The organism is Pseudofrankia sp. EUN1h, assembly GCF_001854645.1.
GTDB lineage: Bacteria > Actinomycetota > Actinomycetes > Frankiales > Frankiaceae > Pseudofrankia > Pseudofrankia saprophytica.
Window position 1 is genome coordinate 74270 of sequence record NZ_MBLN01000072.1, and the last position, 16360, is coordinate 90629.

At 69.9% G+C, this 16360-nt stretch carries 9 protein-coding genes and 1 pseudogene; 4 read left to right on the plus strand and 6 right to left on the minus strand.

Annotated features, from left to right (window positions below):
• Window positions 1–51 precede the first annotated feature (51 nt).
• The 3 genes from BCD49_RS28065 to BCD49_RS28075 all read right to left on the minus strand — a co-directional run bounded on the left by BCD49_RS28065 (window position 52) and on the right by BCD49_RS28075 (window position 4824).
• Window positions 52–510 carry a nuclear transport factor 2 family protein gene (locus tag BCD49_RS28065; RefSeq protein ID WP_071042085.1) on the minus strand — a complete coding sequence of 153 codons (459 nt, stop codon included), beginning with the start codon at window positions 508–510 and terminating at the stop codon, window positions 52–54.
• Window positions 511–574: 64 nt separating this feature from the next.
• Window positions 575–1219, minus strand: coding sequence for a hemerythrin domain-containing protein (locus BCD49_RS28070; protein ID WP_007513277.1), 645 nt, complete (start codon window positions 1217–1219; stop codon window positions 575–577).
• A 146-nt stretch (window positions 1220–1365) separates the two neighbouring features.
• Complete coding sequence (locus BCD49_RS28075) at window positions 1366–4824, minus strand: BTAD domain-containing putative transcriptional regulator (protein WP_071042086.1); 3459 nt, start codon at window positions 4822–4824, stop codon at window positions 1366–1368.
• Window positions 4825–5363: 539 nt separating this feature from the next.
• On the opposite strand from BCD49_RS28075, the gene BCD49_RS28080 reads away from it, so the two are divergent.
• Window positions 5364–6962, plus strand: a complete 1599-nt coding sequence (locus tag BCD49_RS28080; RefSeq protein WP_071042087.1) for a hypothetical protein — start codon at window positions 5364–5366, stop codon at window positions 6960–6962.
• A gap of 430 nt (window positions 6963–7392) precedes the next feature.
• Here the strand turns inward: BCD49_RS28080 and BCD49_RS28085 are convergent, their stop codons facing one another.
• The gene (locus BCD49_RS28085) at window positions 7393–7851 is read right to left on the minus strand and encodes a helix-turn-helix domain-containing protein (RefSeq protein ID WP_007513274.1); all 459 of its coding nucleotides are present in this window, start codon (window positions 7849–7851) and stop codon (window positions 7393–7395) included.
• A 368-nt stretch (window positions 7852–8219) separates the two neighbouring features.
• Between BCD49_RS28085 and BCD49_RS28090 the strand changes: the two genes are divergently transcribed.
• Together BCD49_RS28090 and BCD49_RS28095 are read left to right on the plus strand one after the other, a co-directional pair.
• Entirely contained in the window at window positions 8220–9440 is a 1221-nt protein-coding gene (locus BCD49_RS28090; protein WP_007513273.1) for a phytanoyl-CoA dioxygenase family protein, read from the plus strand.
• Window positions 9441–9461: 21 nt separating this feature from the next.
• On the plus strand, window positions 9462–11225 hold the full coding sequence (locus BCD49_RS28095; RefSeq protein ID WP_007513272.1) for an ABC transporter ATP-binding protein: 1764 nt from the start codon (window positions 9462–9464) through the stop codon (window positions 11223–11225).
• 93 nt (window positions 11226–11318) lie between these two features.
• Here the strand turns inward: BCD49_RS28095 and BCD49_RS46535 are convergent.
• Window positions 11319–12482 (minus strand): annotated as a pseudogene (locus tag BCD49_RS46535) (family 43 glycosylhydrolase).
• Between the two features lie 114 nt (window positions 12483–12596).
• The gene (locus tag BCD49_RS28105; protein WP_007513269.1) at window positions 12597–13598 is read right to left on the minus strand and encodes a LacI family DNA-binding transcriptional regulator; all 1002 of its coding nucleotides are present in this window, start codon (window positions 13596–13598) and stop codon (window positions 12597–12599) included.
• Between the two features lie 228 nt (window positions 13599–13826).
• Here BCD49_RS28105 and BCD49_RS28110 point away from each other — a divergent pair, with 228 nt between their 5' ends.
• Window positions 13827–16346, plus strand: coding sequence for a glycoside hydrolase family 2 TIM barrel-domain containing protein (locus BCD49_RS28110; RefSeq protein ID WP_007513268.1), 2520 nt, complete (start codon window positions 13827–13829; stop codon window positions 16344–16346).
• Window positions 16347–16360: the final 14 nt, after the last annotated feature.

Below are 16360 nucleotides of genomic sequence, written 5' to 3' on the forward strand. Positions count from 1 at the left end.
CCGACCCCGCCACAGTTCGCCTGTCTCGACGCCGCCCACAAGGGGCGACGGTCAGGCCGTCAGGCCCAGGCGGCGCAGGAGTTCCYCGTGCGCCCGCTGACCGTAGTATTCGAACATCTGGGCGAGCAGGCCATCGCGGAAGGTTACCCGGATGGCGAGCTTGTTCTCATACCGCCCACCGCCGACCAGTTCCGCGACCATACGCTCCTCGACGAAGGCCACCTCGGGGTCGTCGGTCTGGTAGAAGCGGACGTCATGCACGTCGATTCGCTCGGTGGCGGCGCCGAAACCCTTGAACAGCTGCGCCAGTGCCGCTCGGCCCTCGACGAGCGCCGGGAAGCTCCCAACGGGATAGGCCACCTCATAGCGGGCCTCGTCGTGCCAGCAGGCGATGAACTCGTCGATACGCCCGGCGTAGAGCAACGCGCTCGACGTCCTCCAGACCGCCTCGTTGCGCGCACGGGCAGCGGCCAGCTGGGTCGGAGAGGGGGTCATCGTGGTCGCGGTCATTGCATGTCCTCCGGTGGGGTCTTCGCTGCGGTGTCGTGTTCCGTGAAGGATCAGCGCGAAAGGATCAACGCGGGGTGAAGGTGGCCGCGGCGAGCCGGGCGTAGCGGCGACGAGTGAGGATCCACAGCAGGTGCATGGCCCGCGGGACCGACGCGAGCAGCTCGGCCTTTTCCGCCTCGTCGAGGTGTGACAACAGCCAGGGGGCGGTGAACGGAAGCTGCCTCATGGGCGTCATCCGTACGGCTTTCGCGTTCAGCTCGTCGAACTCGGCGCCAGTGAAATGGCGGGCGAACAGCGGGGCGATCTCGTCATCCTCGAACCCCAGGTGACGGTCGAGGTGGTCTGACAGGTCCTCGGCCAGGGCGGCGGAGCGTCCGTGGTCGCCGCTGACGAGGGCCGCGCGGAGCTGGTTCAGGATCGCATCGAGTTCCGCGTGGTCGTTTTCCAGCGCGGGCGCGTAGTCGCCGTAGGTTGCGACGCGGGCCGCCAGGGCCGGGAACAGCAGGGTGTCCTCGATGTGATGGTGGAGTCGGATCTCCTCGGCGAAGCCGTGGAACCAGCGGGCGAGCGCCCTGGCGGTGTCGGCGTCCGCCGTCGCTGAGGAGGCGGCCGCGGCCAGCCGGGCGGCGCTCGCCCTTAGCGCCTGGTGGACCCGGAGATAGCTGCTGAGGTTGGGAGTGGACGCGGCCGGACGGGTATTGGTTCGCATGGTGCAAGGATGTGAGCCCGGGCTGGGACGGAACCTTGACGGAAGCTTGACGTCCACCGCGACCGCCCGCGGCCTGACGACGGGCAGGGACTACCCGGCCTGACAACGGTGAGGACGGCGCGCGGCCCGAGGACAGGCGGGACTGCTCAGCTCCGCGCGGTGACGATCTGGCGGGCCACGATCGGCAGCGCGAACGCGTCGGCGAGCGCCGCGGCTCGGGTGAATGCGGCCAAGGCCGCGGCTTCGTCCCCGGCCGCGCGAAGGAACCGGCCCTGGTGCAGCAGCGAGCGGGCCAGCCAGGCGGGTGAGCCCACCCTCTCGTGTCCGGCGACAGCGGCCGCGAAGGCGKGGCGAGCCCGGGCCGTGTCGCCCACCGTCGCGTGCAGCCGGGCGATGGCCAGGTCGACGAGGCCGAGCGAGCCAGCGGCTGTGCCGGCCGACGCCCACCGGCCGGCCCACGGCGTGATCCGGTCGAGCAGGACGGCGGCAGCGACGGCGTCGCCGGTCTCGGCAGCCACGATGGCGGCGGCTACGTCGATGAACACGGTGACGTAGTCGAGAGGCCGATCCGGCACCGTCCCCTGTGGGTATGGCAGTTGCCGGACAGCATCGTCGGGCCGTCCGAGGTCGAACAGGATCACCGCGACGTAGAGCCGGATGGCGAGCGCGAAGCCGGTGACGTCGGCGCCAGCCAGTACCGCGTCGATGAGACCATCATCCAGTCCGCCGAGGTCATGGCCGATCGTCAGGCGTTGGGCGAGGCGATAGAACCCGGCCTCGTCGCCGCGGCCGCGGCGGAACACCTCGAACGCCTCCTCGGCGTGCCGCACTGCCTCGCTGTAACGTCCCCGTGCGAGCTCGAAGAGGGCTCGGAAGAAGGCGAGCTGGCCGCGCAGCGCCTGGCCGACGGGCCGGTCGCCCAATCCGAGACATCGCGGCAATCGCGCCTGGACGGCGTCGAAGTCGCCGAGCGCGAAGTCCGCCTGGGTCACCTGCAACTGGGCGACGAGGACGAGATCGTCACCCAGCGCGGCCTGCTCGGCGAGGGCGAGCAGTTCGAGCGCGACCCGCCGGCGGACCGGCACCGCGGCAGGCCGCTTCAGCGCGAAGGTACGGGCATGCAACGCGCCAGCCAGCACCGCGGGATCGCCGAGGCGCCGCGCGATGTCGATCGCCTCGTTCGTAGCGCGGTCTCTGCGTTCGGTGTCGCTGCTGTGGGACAGTTCGGTCGCCAAAGCCGCGAGAACGAGCACCCGCGCTGCGCTGTCGTCCGCCGGGAGCGCCGCAAGGACGCCGTCCAGCACCGCGACGAGCCGGAGGTCGACAACCCCGTAGGGCTGGTTGGGGTAGATGCTCGGATGGTTGAGCACAGCCACGGCGGTACCCGTGGCCGCGACGTCCCCGAGCGAGCGGGCCACCTCGACGGCGGCGACCACGGCCTGCTGGGCGGCACGGACCTCGCCGGCCTGCTGGTGGGCGCGGGCCAGTTCGACCATTGCCCGCAGCCGGGCCGTCCCATCCGCGGGCTGGCTGCGTTCGAGCATCTCCACCACGCTTGCCCAGTGCCGGGCCGCCTCGGCAGGTGCCGCCCGTGCCTGGGCCAGCCGGGCTGCCCGGCGCCCCGCCGTCGCGGCAAGCGGAGCTGTGCCCGCGGCGGCGCCGGCCACAGCATGCGCAGCGACCCGCGCGGCGTGCTCGTCGCCTGGGTGACGTCGGGCCACCGACCGGGCGGCCGCGGCGTGCAGCCCGGCCCGGCGGGCGACGTTCACCTCGTCCGCGAGTGCCTCCGCGACGAGGACGTGGGAGAACCTGAACATGCCGGCGGCGTCGTCGGGCACCACCAGCCCCGCGTCCAGGATGTCGGCGAGGTCGACCAACGCTTCCTCGAGTGGGCTCTCGGCCACGTCCGCCACGACGGCGAGGTCGAACGGCGACCCGAGCACCGACGCGATGGACAGCAGCCGCTGCGCCCGAGCTGTCGGCAATTTCGCGACGCGTCTACGGACGATCGACTTCACGCCGAACGGCACGGCAGCCCACCCCGCGGGCAACGCGGGGTCGGAGAGGCGGCCCTCGGCAGCGAGAAGCTCGACGAGCTCTCGGATGAACAGCGGAAGGCCCCCGGTCCGCGACTGCACATGGGCGGCTATCGCCGGTGGTACCGGGGATCCAGCCCGGACGGCGAGCCATTCGGTCACTGTGGTGAGGTCAAGCTCGCGTAGCGTTACCTCCGCAATCTGCTGCCGGGCGAGTTCTGCGAGGCAGCGGCCCAGTTCGTCGCCGGTAGCCGACTCCGGCAGGCGAGTGGTCGCCAGCAGGAGGGTTCGGGTGGTGCGCAGTTCTCTGATGAGATGCGCGAGCACGCGCAGGGTGTCCCGATCGGCCCACTGCAGGTCATCTATGACGAGCAGGACCGGCCGGTTCGCCCCGCGTAGGGCGCCAACGGTGGCCTGGGCCAGGACGAAGGGGTCGCCAGCACTGGCCGGGTCGGCCGCCAGCATGTCGACATGGAGCGCGCCGACGTCGCGGAGTTGTCGGCCGAGGTGCGCCAGCGCCCAGAACGGCGGCGAGCCGCCGTTCTCGGGGCACCGTGCCCAGGCGGTGGCAAAGCCGCTGGTGGCGACGAGGTCGGTCACCCGCTCGACGAGAGCGGTCTTGCCGATGCCAGGCGGCCCGCTCACGGTGACCGCGCCGCCGCGCCCCCGGGCGGCGCCGGCCGCCGCACGCCGTAGTAGTTCGAGTTCGCCGTCCCGGCCCAGGAGCGGCTCCAATCGCAGCGAGGACGGCGGGCCGGCTCCAATCGCGCCCGCTGTCAGTTCGGGTGGCGTCGCCATCGTCGGCTGCCAGTCCAGATCGGCTGCCTGGGCGAGGATGCGTCGCTGGAGCTCCCGCAGTTCCGCACTCGGTGCCAACCCGACGGCGTCGATCAGCGCACGGCGAGAGCGCTCGATCACGCTGAGTGCATCGGCCTGCCGGCCCATGCGGTACAACGCGCGCGCGAGCAGGCTATGCAGTCGCTCACGCAGCGGGAACTCTGCCACGGCAGGTTCCAGAAGCGACACCGCCGCGTCGGCGCGTCCGGTCCGCAGATGAATCTCCGCCGCGCCCTCAAGCGCGACCCCCAACAGGCCGCGCAGCCGGGTGGCGGCGTCAAGGACGACCGGTCGGTCGGCGAACTCCGGGAGCGGGGGTGCGGTCCACAGCGCGGCCACCGACTCAAACGCGTCCAGCGCCTCGGCGTCCCGGCCCGCCCCTGCGCACCGGCGGCCGGCACTCAGTAGATCCTCGAATCGCAGGACGTCCACCTGCGCCCGCTCGGCCACAAGCCGGTACCCGGGCGGCTGGCGAACGACTACCGACGGCCCCGCCCCAACGGCGCGCGGCGGCTCCAGCACGCGGCGGAGGTGGGAGACATATGCGTGCAGCGAGGCCCGCTCGCGGTCGCCGTCCCGTCCCCAGAGCAGTTCGGCGAGTCGTTGCGCCGGCACAGTCCGGCCCGCCTCGAGGACCAGCACACCGAGCAGAAACCGCTGCTTGGGTCGTCCAAGGTCGACGGCTTGTCCCGCCCTGAACACCCGCAGGCCGCCGAACAGGCAGATGTTCATGTCCATCCAGGCCGACGATACTCACCCACATCCCCGCCCCGATGCGATGAAGGAGTGGGTCGGCACTGACGCCCCTGGGTTGTCAACTGGTCCGGGTGGGCGGCAGGAGACACCGATCTTGAAAAATGTGTTCGCGCACAGGGGATTGGGTCAGTCCTGTGGGGCGGTTCATAGCGAGCATCCGAACTGACGTCGTGGAGATCCATCGCGAGGCCGCGGGCAACCTGTGTCACCCAGGCGGCGGTGGGGTGCGGGGTGGCGCTGGCGCGCCACGCTCGGTCTCGACGGCCGCGCCGGCCTGACCAGGGCGGATGGCATTTTCGGCAGGGACACCGCCCAGATGCGCCCTACAGGCTCCGGCACGGTGCCGCGACATTTTCGACAAACCCGGCGCTGCAGCGACGTACGCGGACGGCTCGATCGGCGATCTCGACATCAGGAAACGCGAGCGATAAACCGGGCGGGCACGCCGATGCTGTCGCGCGGATCGAACAGATCCACGGCGGAAAGGCACGTCCAGGCCAGCAGAACGGTGAATCATGGCAAACTCTGTTTCCCGGCGCAAACGCGACCCCCATACGCCGGAGGATGTACTGATCACGGAAGAGGCCCGGCAGCCGGAAGACGACCCCACGCTGGGGATTTCGGTGGCGCCGCCAGCGGCGGGCGAGCCGGAGCCGAAGCATCGGATAGTCGCCATCGGCGACTCGCTGACCCACGGTTTCCAGAGCGGAGCCGTGTTCAACACGGCCCTGTCCTACTCGGCGGTCATCGCCCATGAGCTTGGCTGGTCCGGGCATTTCCGATATCCCACGTATGACGGCTACGGCGGTATCCCGTTCAATATCGAGCTGTTCGCGCGCAAGGCGGCGGAGAAGTTCGGCCGGCAGGTCGACTGGTTCGAGGCACCGCTGGCCGCGTTCTGGGCGCGGCAGTTCGCCGACGAGGTCGAGGACTACTGGGAACGCGGCGCCGGCGCCAGGACGCCCGGCGCGACCGGCATCAACCATGCCCTCGGGGTGTACGGCTGGGACCTGCGGGACGCGCTCGAGCGAACCCCCAAGATCTGCGCCGCGGGCATCGGCGCCCCCAAGGACAACCTGCTCGACCAGCTGGTCGAGGACAACGGCAACCGGGCCGCGCTGCGCGTCCTGTCGCCCAGCCGCCCGGACAGCACGCTCTTCGACCTCGCCCAGGAGCTGGGCGACGACGGCGGCATCGAGACTTTGATCGTCTTTCTGGGCGCCAACAACGCCCTGCCCGCGGTGGTCCAGCTCTGCGTCGCCTGGAGCGATGACGGATTCGACGATCTCGAGCGCAACCGTGACTTCACGGTATGGCGACCCACCCACTTCGCCCGCGAGCTCGACCTGGTGGCGGAGGCGGTCTCCAAGATCAAGGCCCGCCATGTCATCTGGTGCACCGTCCCGCACGTCACGATCGCGCCCATCGCCCGCGGCGTCGACAAAAAGGCCGAACCGGGCTCGCGGTACTTCCCGTACTACACCCGCCCCTGGATCACTGACCAGGAGTTCGACCCGAGAAAAGACCCCAACATCACCGGGCAGCAGGCCCGCGCGATCGACAGCGCGATCGACCAGTACAACGACGCGATCGTGACCAAGGTCAGGGAGGCGCGGCGGAGAAAGCTGAACTGGTACGTCTTCGAGGCGGCCGGCGTCCTGGACCGCCTGGCGTCGCGCCGCTACATCGACGACCCGAGGTCCCGCCCCGCCTGGTGGACGCCGTACTCACTGCCACCGGAACTCGCGGCGCTCGACCCAACACCCGACTCGACGTTCCTCACCAGCGACGGCGAGAAACGCTCCGGCGGCGGCCTGTTCTCCCTCGACGGCGTGCACCCAACGACCGTCGGCTACGGAATCCTTGCCCAGGAGCTCATCAACCTGATGCGGCACCACGCAGGCGTCGTGTTCCGCTACCCCGACGGCCGGCCRCGCCCGGATCCCGTCACCGTCGACTTCGCCAGGCTGATCAGGCGGGACACCCTCATCAAAYGGCCCCCCGGAAACATCCAGGCCGGCCTCGACCTGCTCGGATGGGCCGATCAGACCACCTACCTGCTGCGGCGCGCCATCTTCTCGAGGAATGCGTGCCGCGACTTCCTGCGACTGTGAGCACCTTCTCCGATGCGCACCACGGTGACGGCCCGGCCGCTCGAAGCGGTGGCGGTCCGGGCACGAGGCGGTAGCAGCCAGTCGCCGGCGCCGTGGACCTCGACCCGGTCAAGCCATCACACGCCTTCGACCGAGTACCAGCCGAATAATCCGCCCGGAGCAGGGCCGGCCGCGTGAACTCCGCTCGTCGAGCACTCGACATACGGCCAGTCGCCCCTCGAAGCGKAGCGGCGACCACCGATAGCCGGCGACCGCCGTGTTCTTGCGGAGGATCGAGGTCATCGCGGCCCGGGTGCCCCGATCGGCCGAAACTAGCGCGTGATAGCGAAGTCAAATCGGCGTCGCGCTGGCGGCCGGGGCAAGGTCCGGGGCGGCCGTGCTGGTAGCTGGTCTCCGAGTCGCGAGGTTCGCGACGGTACGGCGGCAGGCATCAGGGTTCCGCCCGCCCGTTCGAGGCGCCGTCGTGATCGTCTCTCCGGAGCAGGTTCGCGACGGCCTCCAGCGCGTCCTTGACGCGCTGGACCTCGGAGTGGTCGCTGGTACCAATCGCCGTGACGATGGCCTGGTCGATCTCTGCGGCGGGACGATGCCGCGCTCGCTCCCTCGCGTCGGCCGTGGGCTGGACCAGAGTCCTGCGCCGGTCCTCGGGGTCGCTGATCGTCTCGACGACACCGGCCTCGCGTAGCCGCGCCACGCACGCCGAGACCTGGCTCTGCGGGAACTGGACGCGGGCGGTGATCTCCGAGATGGAGCTGCCGGGGTTCTCGAAGACGTCGAACACGACTGCCCGGGTGGGGCCGGACAGGCGCAGGACGCCGACCTCCGGGATCGACTGCTCGCCGAGCTTCATCAGCCTGCGACCCAACAGGAACAGCTCGAATCCATCCATGGCATCCTTACATCAAAGATGATACATCTATCTTGGTGGAACTCCGGTCCTGGGCCAGTGTGCCAGGTGTGCAGGCCGGGCCCCGCCTGTCAGTCGGACCGAACGTCGATGGGAGGCCGCGGGGGAGGCCGCGTGCTGATCCGTTTGCTTGCGCCGCCCCGCGCGCCCGCGCGGATGTGACGTCCCCTCGTGACCGCCCTCCAGAGCGTCCGGTGCTCCGGCGTGCCCCATCTTCCCGACCTGAGCTCGGATGCGATCTACAGGGGGCGTCCTGGCGGGCGACACCGGCCATGCCTGGCGGGGGACGCCGCGGATGGCGACGATTCGGCAATTCATGATCCGTGGGAACAGTGGGGAGTGGGAGACGTATGCAAATACCTCTGGACCGCCGTACCCGGTTCGACGCCGACGTGCGCAAGATGGAGATGGAGGACTTTCTCGCGAGCGAGTTCCCCGACCTCGTCGCGCGTAACGGTGCTCTGGTGGCGCAAGGGATCGAGAGGTTCGACGCGCCGCCGCTCGCTATCAAGGTCGGCGACCGGTCCTGGTCGTTTTCCGGTGCTGACGGCAGCCTGGCCGTGTCGCCGGGCATCGCCGACGGCGCGCTCGTCGTGACGCTCGACGAGGACGCGTTCTCCGACTGGGTGCAGAACCAGCGTTCGTTCAATGCCATGATCACCGCGCGCGAGCTGCATTATCGTGGCGGCAGCGAGCGGGACGTGTCGGTCTGGGACTCGCTGTGGCTGGCATTGCTCGAGGGCTGGCCGCTCGTCGACGACGGGATCGAGTTCCTTGACCGCCATGGCGCGTCCCTGGACCTCGGTCGCGTCTTCACCCCGGACGACGACCCGGCGGACGTCGCGCACTTCCTGCGCGAGGCAGGTTTTCTCCATCTGCGAGGCTGGGCGGACCCAGCTGACATGCGGGCGGTCTCAGACGACATGGACCGGGCACTGCCCGACTACCACGAGGGTGACGGCCGGTCCTGGTGGGCGACCCTGGCGGACGGAACCCGTCTGTGCGTCCGGCTCCAGGAGTTCGTCGGCAGGTCCCCGACGACCGCGTCGATTCTGCGCGGCGACCGCTGGGACCAGCTGCGTCGCACGCTGGCCGGGAGCGATGATCTCGTCCAGAAGCAGGGTGACGGCCGTGCACTGGAAGCGCTCATCAAGCCTCGAGATGTCGTGGCCGGCGCGTCGGACGTGAGCTTCCACCGCGACTGCCACTTCGGCCGGCACGCCTACCAGTGCTCCAGCACGGTCGTGGGCATCGCCGTCACGGCCAGCGGCGACGCGAACGGGCAGCTACGCGTCATCGCCGGTTCGCACCGGGTGCTGATGCCGGTGGAGATCGCCAAAACCCGGCCCTACCTGCCCGTCGTCGCCGTCCCGACCGATCCGGGCGATGTCACGGTGCACCTGAGCTGCACGCTGCACGAGTCGACACCGCCGCTCGTCCAGGAACGCCGCGTCATGTACACGGGGTTCTCGCTCGCTCGGCGCGAGACGGACACCACGGGCGCCGAGGCCCTCTCCGAGCTGCGTGAACGGGTATCGCGGATTCTCCTCGAACAAGGTGCCAGGCCGTGACAGTGCGCCCCGAACACCTCGATGGCACCTAGCCGCCGTGCGCGGGAACCGCACGCGCTGCGCACATTGTTCGAGCACGCCGGTGACGGAGGAGGGCTCCTCGTCGGCGGCTACCTGCTCATCCTCGTCGACGCCGTCTCGCAGAGTCTCACCCCTGCCGTGTTCCGGGTCGTGCTCAACCGCATCCAACGTGATCCGCACCAGTTCGTCCGCGCGGGCTGGCAGGGACCCGCGTTGGCCGCGATCGCCATCGCCGCGACCTTCCTTGTCGCCGCCTACCTCGCGCATACCTGGACCCGCCGCGGAGCAGCGCGGTGGGCCAACAACCTGCGGCGCGCCCTGTACGAGCATGTGCAGCGACTGTCGATGGACTTCTTCCACCGCTCGCGCGTCGGCGACGTCGCGGCCCTGATCAACCAGGACACCGAGCGCCTGGAGCTGGCGGTCTGGCAGGGCCTGGTGTTGTGGTGGGCGGTCGCACTGCTGATCATCTCGGTGGGGCTCATCGCGTGGGTCGACCTGTGGATGGCGCTGCTCGCGCTCGGGCTGCTCGCTGTGGCCGTCGTGTGGACGCTGCTGGTCCTTCCGCGGCTTCGCCGCCACAGCCGCGACATCAGAGACGAGCTGGGCAGGACGTCCGGAACACTCGCCGAAATGCTCGGCGTGAACGCACTGCTCAAGGCGTTCAACGCCGAGGACGACGCCCTGGACCAGGTCCGCAGGGGAACCGAACGGATTCGTATCGGCTCGGAGACCTTCGCGCGGCTCCAGCACCGTTACGCCGACCCGCTCGGCTTCCACCTCGCGTTCGTCGCGCCCTTCCTGCTCCTGTTCATCGGTGCCTGGCGCACGGCGACAGGCACGCTCGAGATCGGTGACGTGGTCGCGGTCTGGGGCTTCTGGCTGCGCGGGTCGAACGCGCTCACGCAGGTCATGACCACCCTGCCGGAGGTCATCGCCGGACTGACCGCGAGCGAACGCACAGCGGAGCTGCTTCACGAACGGCCCGCGGTGGCTGACCGCCCCCACGCACCTGCCCTGGCCGTCACCCGCGGCGGCGTCGCCTTCGAACAGGTCTCGTTCGCCTACCCGGGAAGGGAGTCACGCCTGGTCCTCAACCAGTTCGACCTGACCATCGAACCCGGTCAGACGACGGCGCTCGTCGGCCCGTCCGGGGCGGGGAAGTCCACCGTCGCCCAGCTGCTGCTTCGGTTCTTCGACCCGACCGACGGCCGCGTGACGATCGACGGCCACGATCTGCGCGAGGTCACCCAGGCCTCGGTGCGCGCCGCCGTGGGCGTCGTCTTCCAGGACTCCGTCCTGCTCAGCGGCTCGCTGGCACGCAACCTTCGCATGGCCAGGCCGACGGCCACCGACGAGGAGATCATCTCGGCGCTGGAGGCGGCGAACGCCTGGGAGTTCGTCCGAGGCTGGGACAGCGGAATCCACACGGAGCTCGGCGAACGCGGCGTCACGCTCTCCGGCGGCCAGCGACAACGCCTCGCCATCGCCCGGGTGATGCTGAAGGACCCGGCGATCGTCGTCCTGGACGAGGCGACGAGCGCACTCGACGCCACCGGCGAGCGTCTCGTGCTCGGCGCCCTCGACCGGCTCCTCGCCGACAGGACGTCACTCGTCATCGCCCATCGCATCGCCACCATCCGCAAGGCCGACCAGATCGTGGTCGTCGAACGGGGACGAGTCGGCGACATCGGCTCCCATACTTCGCTGCTTCGTTCGTCGTCGACGTACCGCTCCTACTGCCGCGAGCAGGCAGTCGCGTGACATAGAGCAGGAGATGAGGTCCCGCGGGCGGCCCGGCTGCGGTGAGGTGAGGCCGCACCTGGCCGCCTCCGCCCGGACCAACCTCGGACCAACTCAGGGCATGGCCGGCTCCAGGGCCCGGTACTCGAACCGTGACAGCACGGCGTCGGTGCCGATCGCCTCGACGCCGACGACGCGCCCGGTGAAGCCGCCGGCGACCTCGGTCGAGAGGTAGCGCCCGTCGACCGTGGCGAGCGGCCGGAACGCGCCGCCGGTGAGGTGGCCCAGCTCGAGCTGGTCGGGTCCGGCGCGGAAGGTGGCGGCGTCGGCGTGCGCCACGGCGCGGACGGCCAGGGCGTCGTCCGCGCTGATTCCGGCGGCGGTCGCGAGGGTCTGGTCGAGCGGGCCGAGGACCATCCTGGCGGCGAGGACGTCCCCGCGCCGCTCGACGGCGACCCAGTGCGCGTCGTCGATCCGGACGGTCAGGCACGCGTCCCCCTCGGGGAGCGTCGCGGTGGCCTGCCAGTGCTGGTCCTGGACGCGCACGGCCAGCAGGCGCCTGGCTTCGGTCGCGTCGGGGGCCCGGCCCGCCGCCAGGGTGACGCTCCGGGTGAGGATCGGGTTGGCGGGGTTGCCGGTGAAGGGACCGGTGATGGAGCGCGAGCGCGCGATCGACACGGCGTGGCCCCGGTCGGTGCCGCCTTCGGCGATGACGAGGTACCACCAGCCGTCCCGGCGGAAAAGGTGCGGGCCTTCGGGGTGTGCGAGCCCGGTGCCGCTCCACAGTTTCTGGGGCTCGGAGAGCAGCTTCCCGCTCTCGGGGTCGACGACGGCCTACATGATCTGGCCGGGGAAGCACCACGTCAGATAGCAGGTGCCGTCCTCGTCCCAGGCCAGGTCGGGGTCGATCCCGACCGTCGCGCCGCCGGTGTGCACCGGGTCGGTCCAGGCGCCGGCCGGGTCGGTCGTGTGGACGATGAGATGGCCCCTGCGGACGTCGGCGAAGTTCGTCGTCACGAGCCAGAACCTGCCGTCGTGGTGGCGCAGGGTCGGCGCGAAGATCCCGGTGCTGGCCGAGGCCAGGCCCGGGGCCACGTTCAGCTGGGTGGGGCGGTCGAGGACGTTGCCGAGCTGTTCCCAGCCGATGAGGTCCGTGCTGTGGAAGATCGGCACCCCCGGGAAGTACTCGAAGCTCGAGGTCACGAGGTAGTAGTCCGCGCCGACCCGGCAGATCGACGGGTCCGGGTGGAAGCCGGGCAGGATCGGATTGACGTTCACGCAGCCCAACGCTAGCACGCACTAGTCGACGCTTGGGTCTACCAACATGCCTGTTTCAGTACCCCCGGGCAAGCCCGCACATCGGTCGCGAAATCGGTCGCGCCTTGCGGTGGTTCAGGTGGTCTCGCGTCGCACGACGGTGGGTTTCGGCAAGGCGCGCGAGGCGGGCAGGGGACGGCGTTCGACCCTGTGGAGTACGAACTCGGCGAATCCGCGTCCGAGGGCGGCTGTATCGATCTGGATGGTGGACAGCGCGGGTACGAACATCGTCGCGATGGGGGAGTCGTCGTGGCCGATCACCGCGAGATCCTCGGGCATCCGCACGCCGGCGCGTATCGCCGCGCTGACGACGGCGGCGGCGACGTCGTCGTTGAACGCGACCACGCCGGTGATACCGGCGTGGAGCCATCGGCGGACCGCGTCGTCAGGGGTGGCATCCCGGTAGTTGATGCGCTCCAACCCGAGTGCCGCCAGGCCCTGAGAACGTGCTCGGTCGGATGCCGCCTGGTGTCGGGCGAGGACCAGTGAGGATGTGCGCGCCTCGCCGAAGGCGGCAAAGATCAGATTGCGGTGGCCGCGCTCGTGGAGGTGGTCGACCTGGAGTTCCGGTCCGGCGCTGATCGCGAGGGATACGTCGGGAAGGTCCGGGCGGTCGGGATCTGGATAGATCTGCCGGACTCCGCACGCGAGCATGGACGCGACGTCGGGTGCGCTGAACGGGAGAGTGCCGACCACCAGGTCAGGGTTGAGGGACTCCCAGAGTGGCCGGGCCGCCTGGTCGGGGTGGCGGGTGTAGGTGACCAGTGAGTACCCGGCCTGGTCCAGCACGAGGGAGACCTCGTCCAGGTAGTCGCGCATCCGGAACTCCACCGGCCAGTCGGGCAGCACGAGCAGGATGATGCGGCTGCGTCCGCTGGCGAGGGCGCGTGCGGCGCTGTTCGGCCGGTAGCTGAGGCGTTCGGCGGCCCGTAGCACCCGTTCGCGGGTGCTCTCCGGGATCGTCTGGCCTGGGGTGTTGTTCAGGACGAACCCGACGGTTGCCCGCGAGACGCCCGCTTCGCGGGCCACATCCAGGGCGGTTACCCGCCGACTGGTGGTCGGCTCAGGCACGGCCACCGCCCGCCCTCCCGTCACGTCGGTCCGAAACACGTTGGACTTGTGCGTGCTAGTCGCCGATGCTAGCTTACGTTCCGCGTCACTAGCACCCGCTAGTGGCGTCGGGCACGAGGCGTRTCATCCGACCAGGTTCACCGCCTCCTGCCTCATGCCCGCCGCAGGGACGCCTTGCCTGCGGCTGTCACCTGTCGTGGCAGCCGAGGCTGTCACACGACCGGGAGAGCTGGATTGATCCGCAGATCGTTCAATGACGGCTGGTCGTACCGCCGGAAGCGTGACTCGTTTCAGGCGCTGCTAGGCCGGGTGAACGACGGGTGGGAGCCGGTCCGGCTGCCGCACGACGCGATGGTGTGCCGCGAGCGGGACGGTTCGGATCCGGAGGCGGGTCACCGCGGCTACTTCCCGGCGGATGGCTACGAGTACACGAAGACGTTCTTCGTGCCGGAGGAGCACCGCGCGCGGCGGGTCACGCTCGAGTTCGAGGGCGTCTACCGCCACGCCCGGGTCTACCTCAACGGCGACCTGGCGGGACAGTGCGCCAGCGGCTACTCCACCTTCCACATCCGCGCCGACCACCTGCTGCGGTACGGAGCGGACAACGAGGTACGCGTGGAGGCGCGCAGCCAGGACGACAGCCGGTGGTACACCGGCGGAGGCATCTACCGCGGCACGAGCATCATCGTCGCCGACCTGCTGCACCTGGCGCTCGACGGCGTGCGCGTCACGACCCCGGTCATCGACGACGAGCTGGCCATCGTGGCGGTGGCAACCGAGATCCAGAACGAGTCGGCCGTGACGCGGACGGTCGAGGTGACCACCGAGATCGTGGACGCCGACGGCGAGGTCGTCGCCAGGGACGTCGCGCCGGTCACCATTTTTCCCGGCGACGAAGCCGTCCTGCGTCAGCGCCTGACCGTGGTCGGGCCTCGGCTGTGGGGCGTGGAGCATCCGCACCTCTACACGTGCCGGACGACCGTCACCGCCGACTCTGACCGTCTCGACGAACAGGCGACGCCTTTCGGGATCCGCTCGCTGACCGTCGATACCCGGCGGGGTCTTCGGATCAACGGCGAACCGGTAAAGCTGCGCGGTGCCTGCATCCACCACGACAACGGCTTGCTCGGCGCGGCCACCATCGACCGGGCCGAGTGGCGCCGGGTGGAGATCCTCAAGCAGGCCGGCTTCAACGCGATCCGTAGCGCTCACAACCCGATCAGCAGGGCGTTGCTCGACGCGTGCGACGAGCTCGGCATGCTCGTGATGGACGAGCTCAGTGACGTCTGGACGCGGTCGAAGTCCGCTCACGACTATGCCGGCGACTTCCTTGCCAGCTGGGAGTCGGACGTGCGCGCGATGGTGATGAAGGACGTCAACCACCCCTGCGTCGTCTTCTACTGCATCGGCAACGAGATCCCGGAGGTGGGCACCGCGCCCGGGGCGGTGCTCGGTCGCCGGCTCGCCGAGAAGGTCCGTGAGCTCGACGGCACCCGGTTCGTCACGAACGCCGTCAACGGCCTGTTGGCCGCCGGGCCGGACCTGTTCTCGGTCATGGCCGGTGGCGGAACGGGGCCCGCGGAGAAGCCCAGCGCGGACGTCGCTTCAACCACCGACACGACCGGCGACGTCAACGATCTGATGACTCGCTTTCGCGAGTTCATGCCGACGCTGATGACCTCCGAGATCGTCACCACGCGGACCGCGGAGTCCATGGCGTACCTGGATGTCGCCGGCTACAACTATCTCGACTCCCGATATCAGCTGGACCGGACGCTGTTTCCCAACCGGGTGATCGTCGGTACCGAGACGCATCCGTCGGACATCGATCGCAACTGGCGGCTCGTCCAGGACAACAGCCACGTCATCGGGGACTTCACCTGGACCGGCTGGGACTACCTGGGCGAGCCGGGGATCGGCCGGGTCGAGTACCAGGGCGACCCCGAGCCGTCGGCCGGCGCGATGCCAGACCATCAGGGCGCCTATCCGTGGCTGGCGGCGTGGTGCGGTGACATCGACATCACCGGCCATCGTCGTCCCGCCTCCTACTACCGGGAGATCGTCTTCGGTCTGCGGGCCGAGCCCTTCATCGCCGTCCATCGTCCCGAGCGGTACGGCCAGCGGGTCCGGCTGGCGACGTGGTGGTCGTGGAGTGACTCCGTGGCCAGCTGGAGCTGGGGCGGCCACGAGGACGGGCCGGTCCGGATCGACGTCTACTCGGCCGCGGACGAGGTCGAGCTGCTGGTCAACGGCCGTTCGGTCGCCACGGCGCCGGCGGGGGAGAAGAACCGGTTTATCGCCGCGTTCGACACCATCTACGAGCCTGGTGAACTCACCGCCGTCGCTTACATCGACGGGCACGAGACCGGCCGGATGTCCCTGAACTCGGCCGCAGGCGAGGTTCGACTAGAGGCCGCGGTCGATCGGGCCAGGATCACGGCCGACGACCGCGACCTCGCGTTCGTGGCCGTCAGCCTGGTCGACGGCGCCGGCAACCTTTTCAACACGGCCGACCGACGGGTGGCCGTGGAGGTCGCCGGGCCGGGTGTGCTGGCGGGTTTTGGCAGCGCGGACCCGCGGTCGGAGGAGAACTTCTTCGACACCGTCCGGACGACCTACGACGGGCGCGCGCTCGCCGTCATCCGCCCGACCGCGCCCGGCGCGATCACGGTGACCGTCACAGCCGATGGCTGTCCACCCGCCACCACCCGCATCGAGGCGCTGCCGGCGGGCCGGGCGGAGGAGCCGCGATGACGGGCACGGGGTCC

Coding starts and splice junctions, on each gene's coding strand:
- BCD49_RS28070 (WP_007513277.1), bottom strand. CDS start 1,219: ATGCGAACCAATACCCGTCCGGCCGCGTCCACTCCCAACCTCAGCAGC.
- BCD49_RS28085 (WP_007513274.1), bottom strand. CDS start 7,851: ATGGATGGATTCGAGCTGTTCCTGTTGGGTCGCAGGCTGATGAAGCTC.
- BCD49_RS28090 (WP_007513273.1), top strand. CDS start 8,220: ATGCAAATACCTCTGGACCGCCGTACCCGGTTCGACGCCGACGTGCGC.
- BCD49_RS28095 (WP_007513272.1), top strand. CDS start 9,462: ATGGCACCTAGCCGCCGTGCGCGGGAACCGCACGCGCTGCGCACATTG.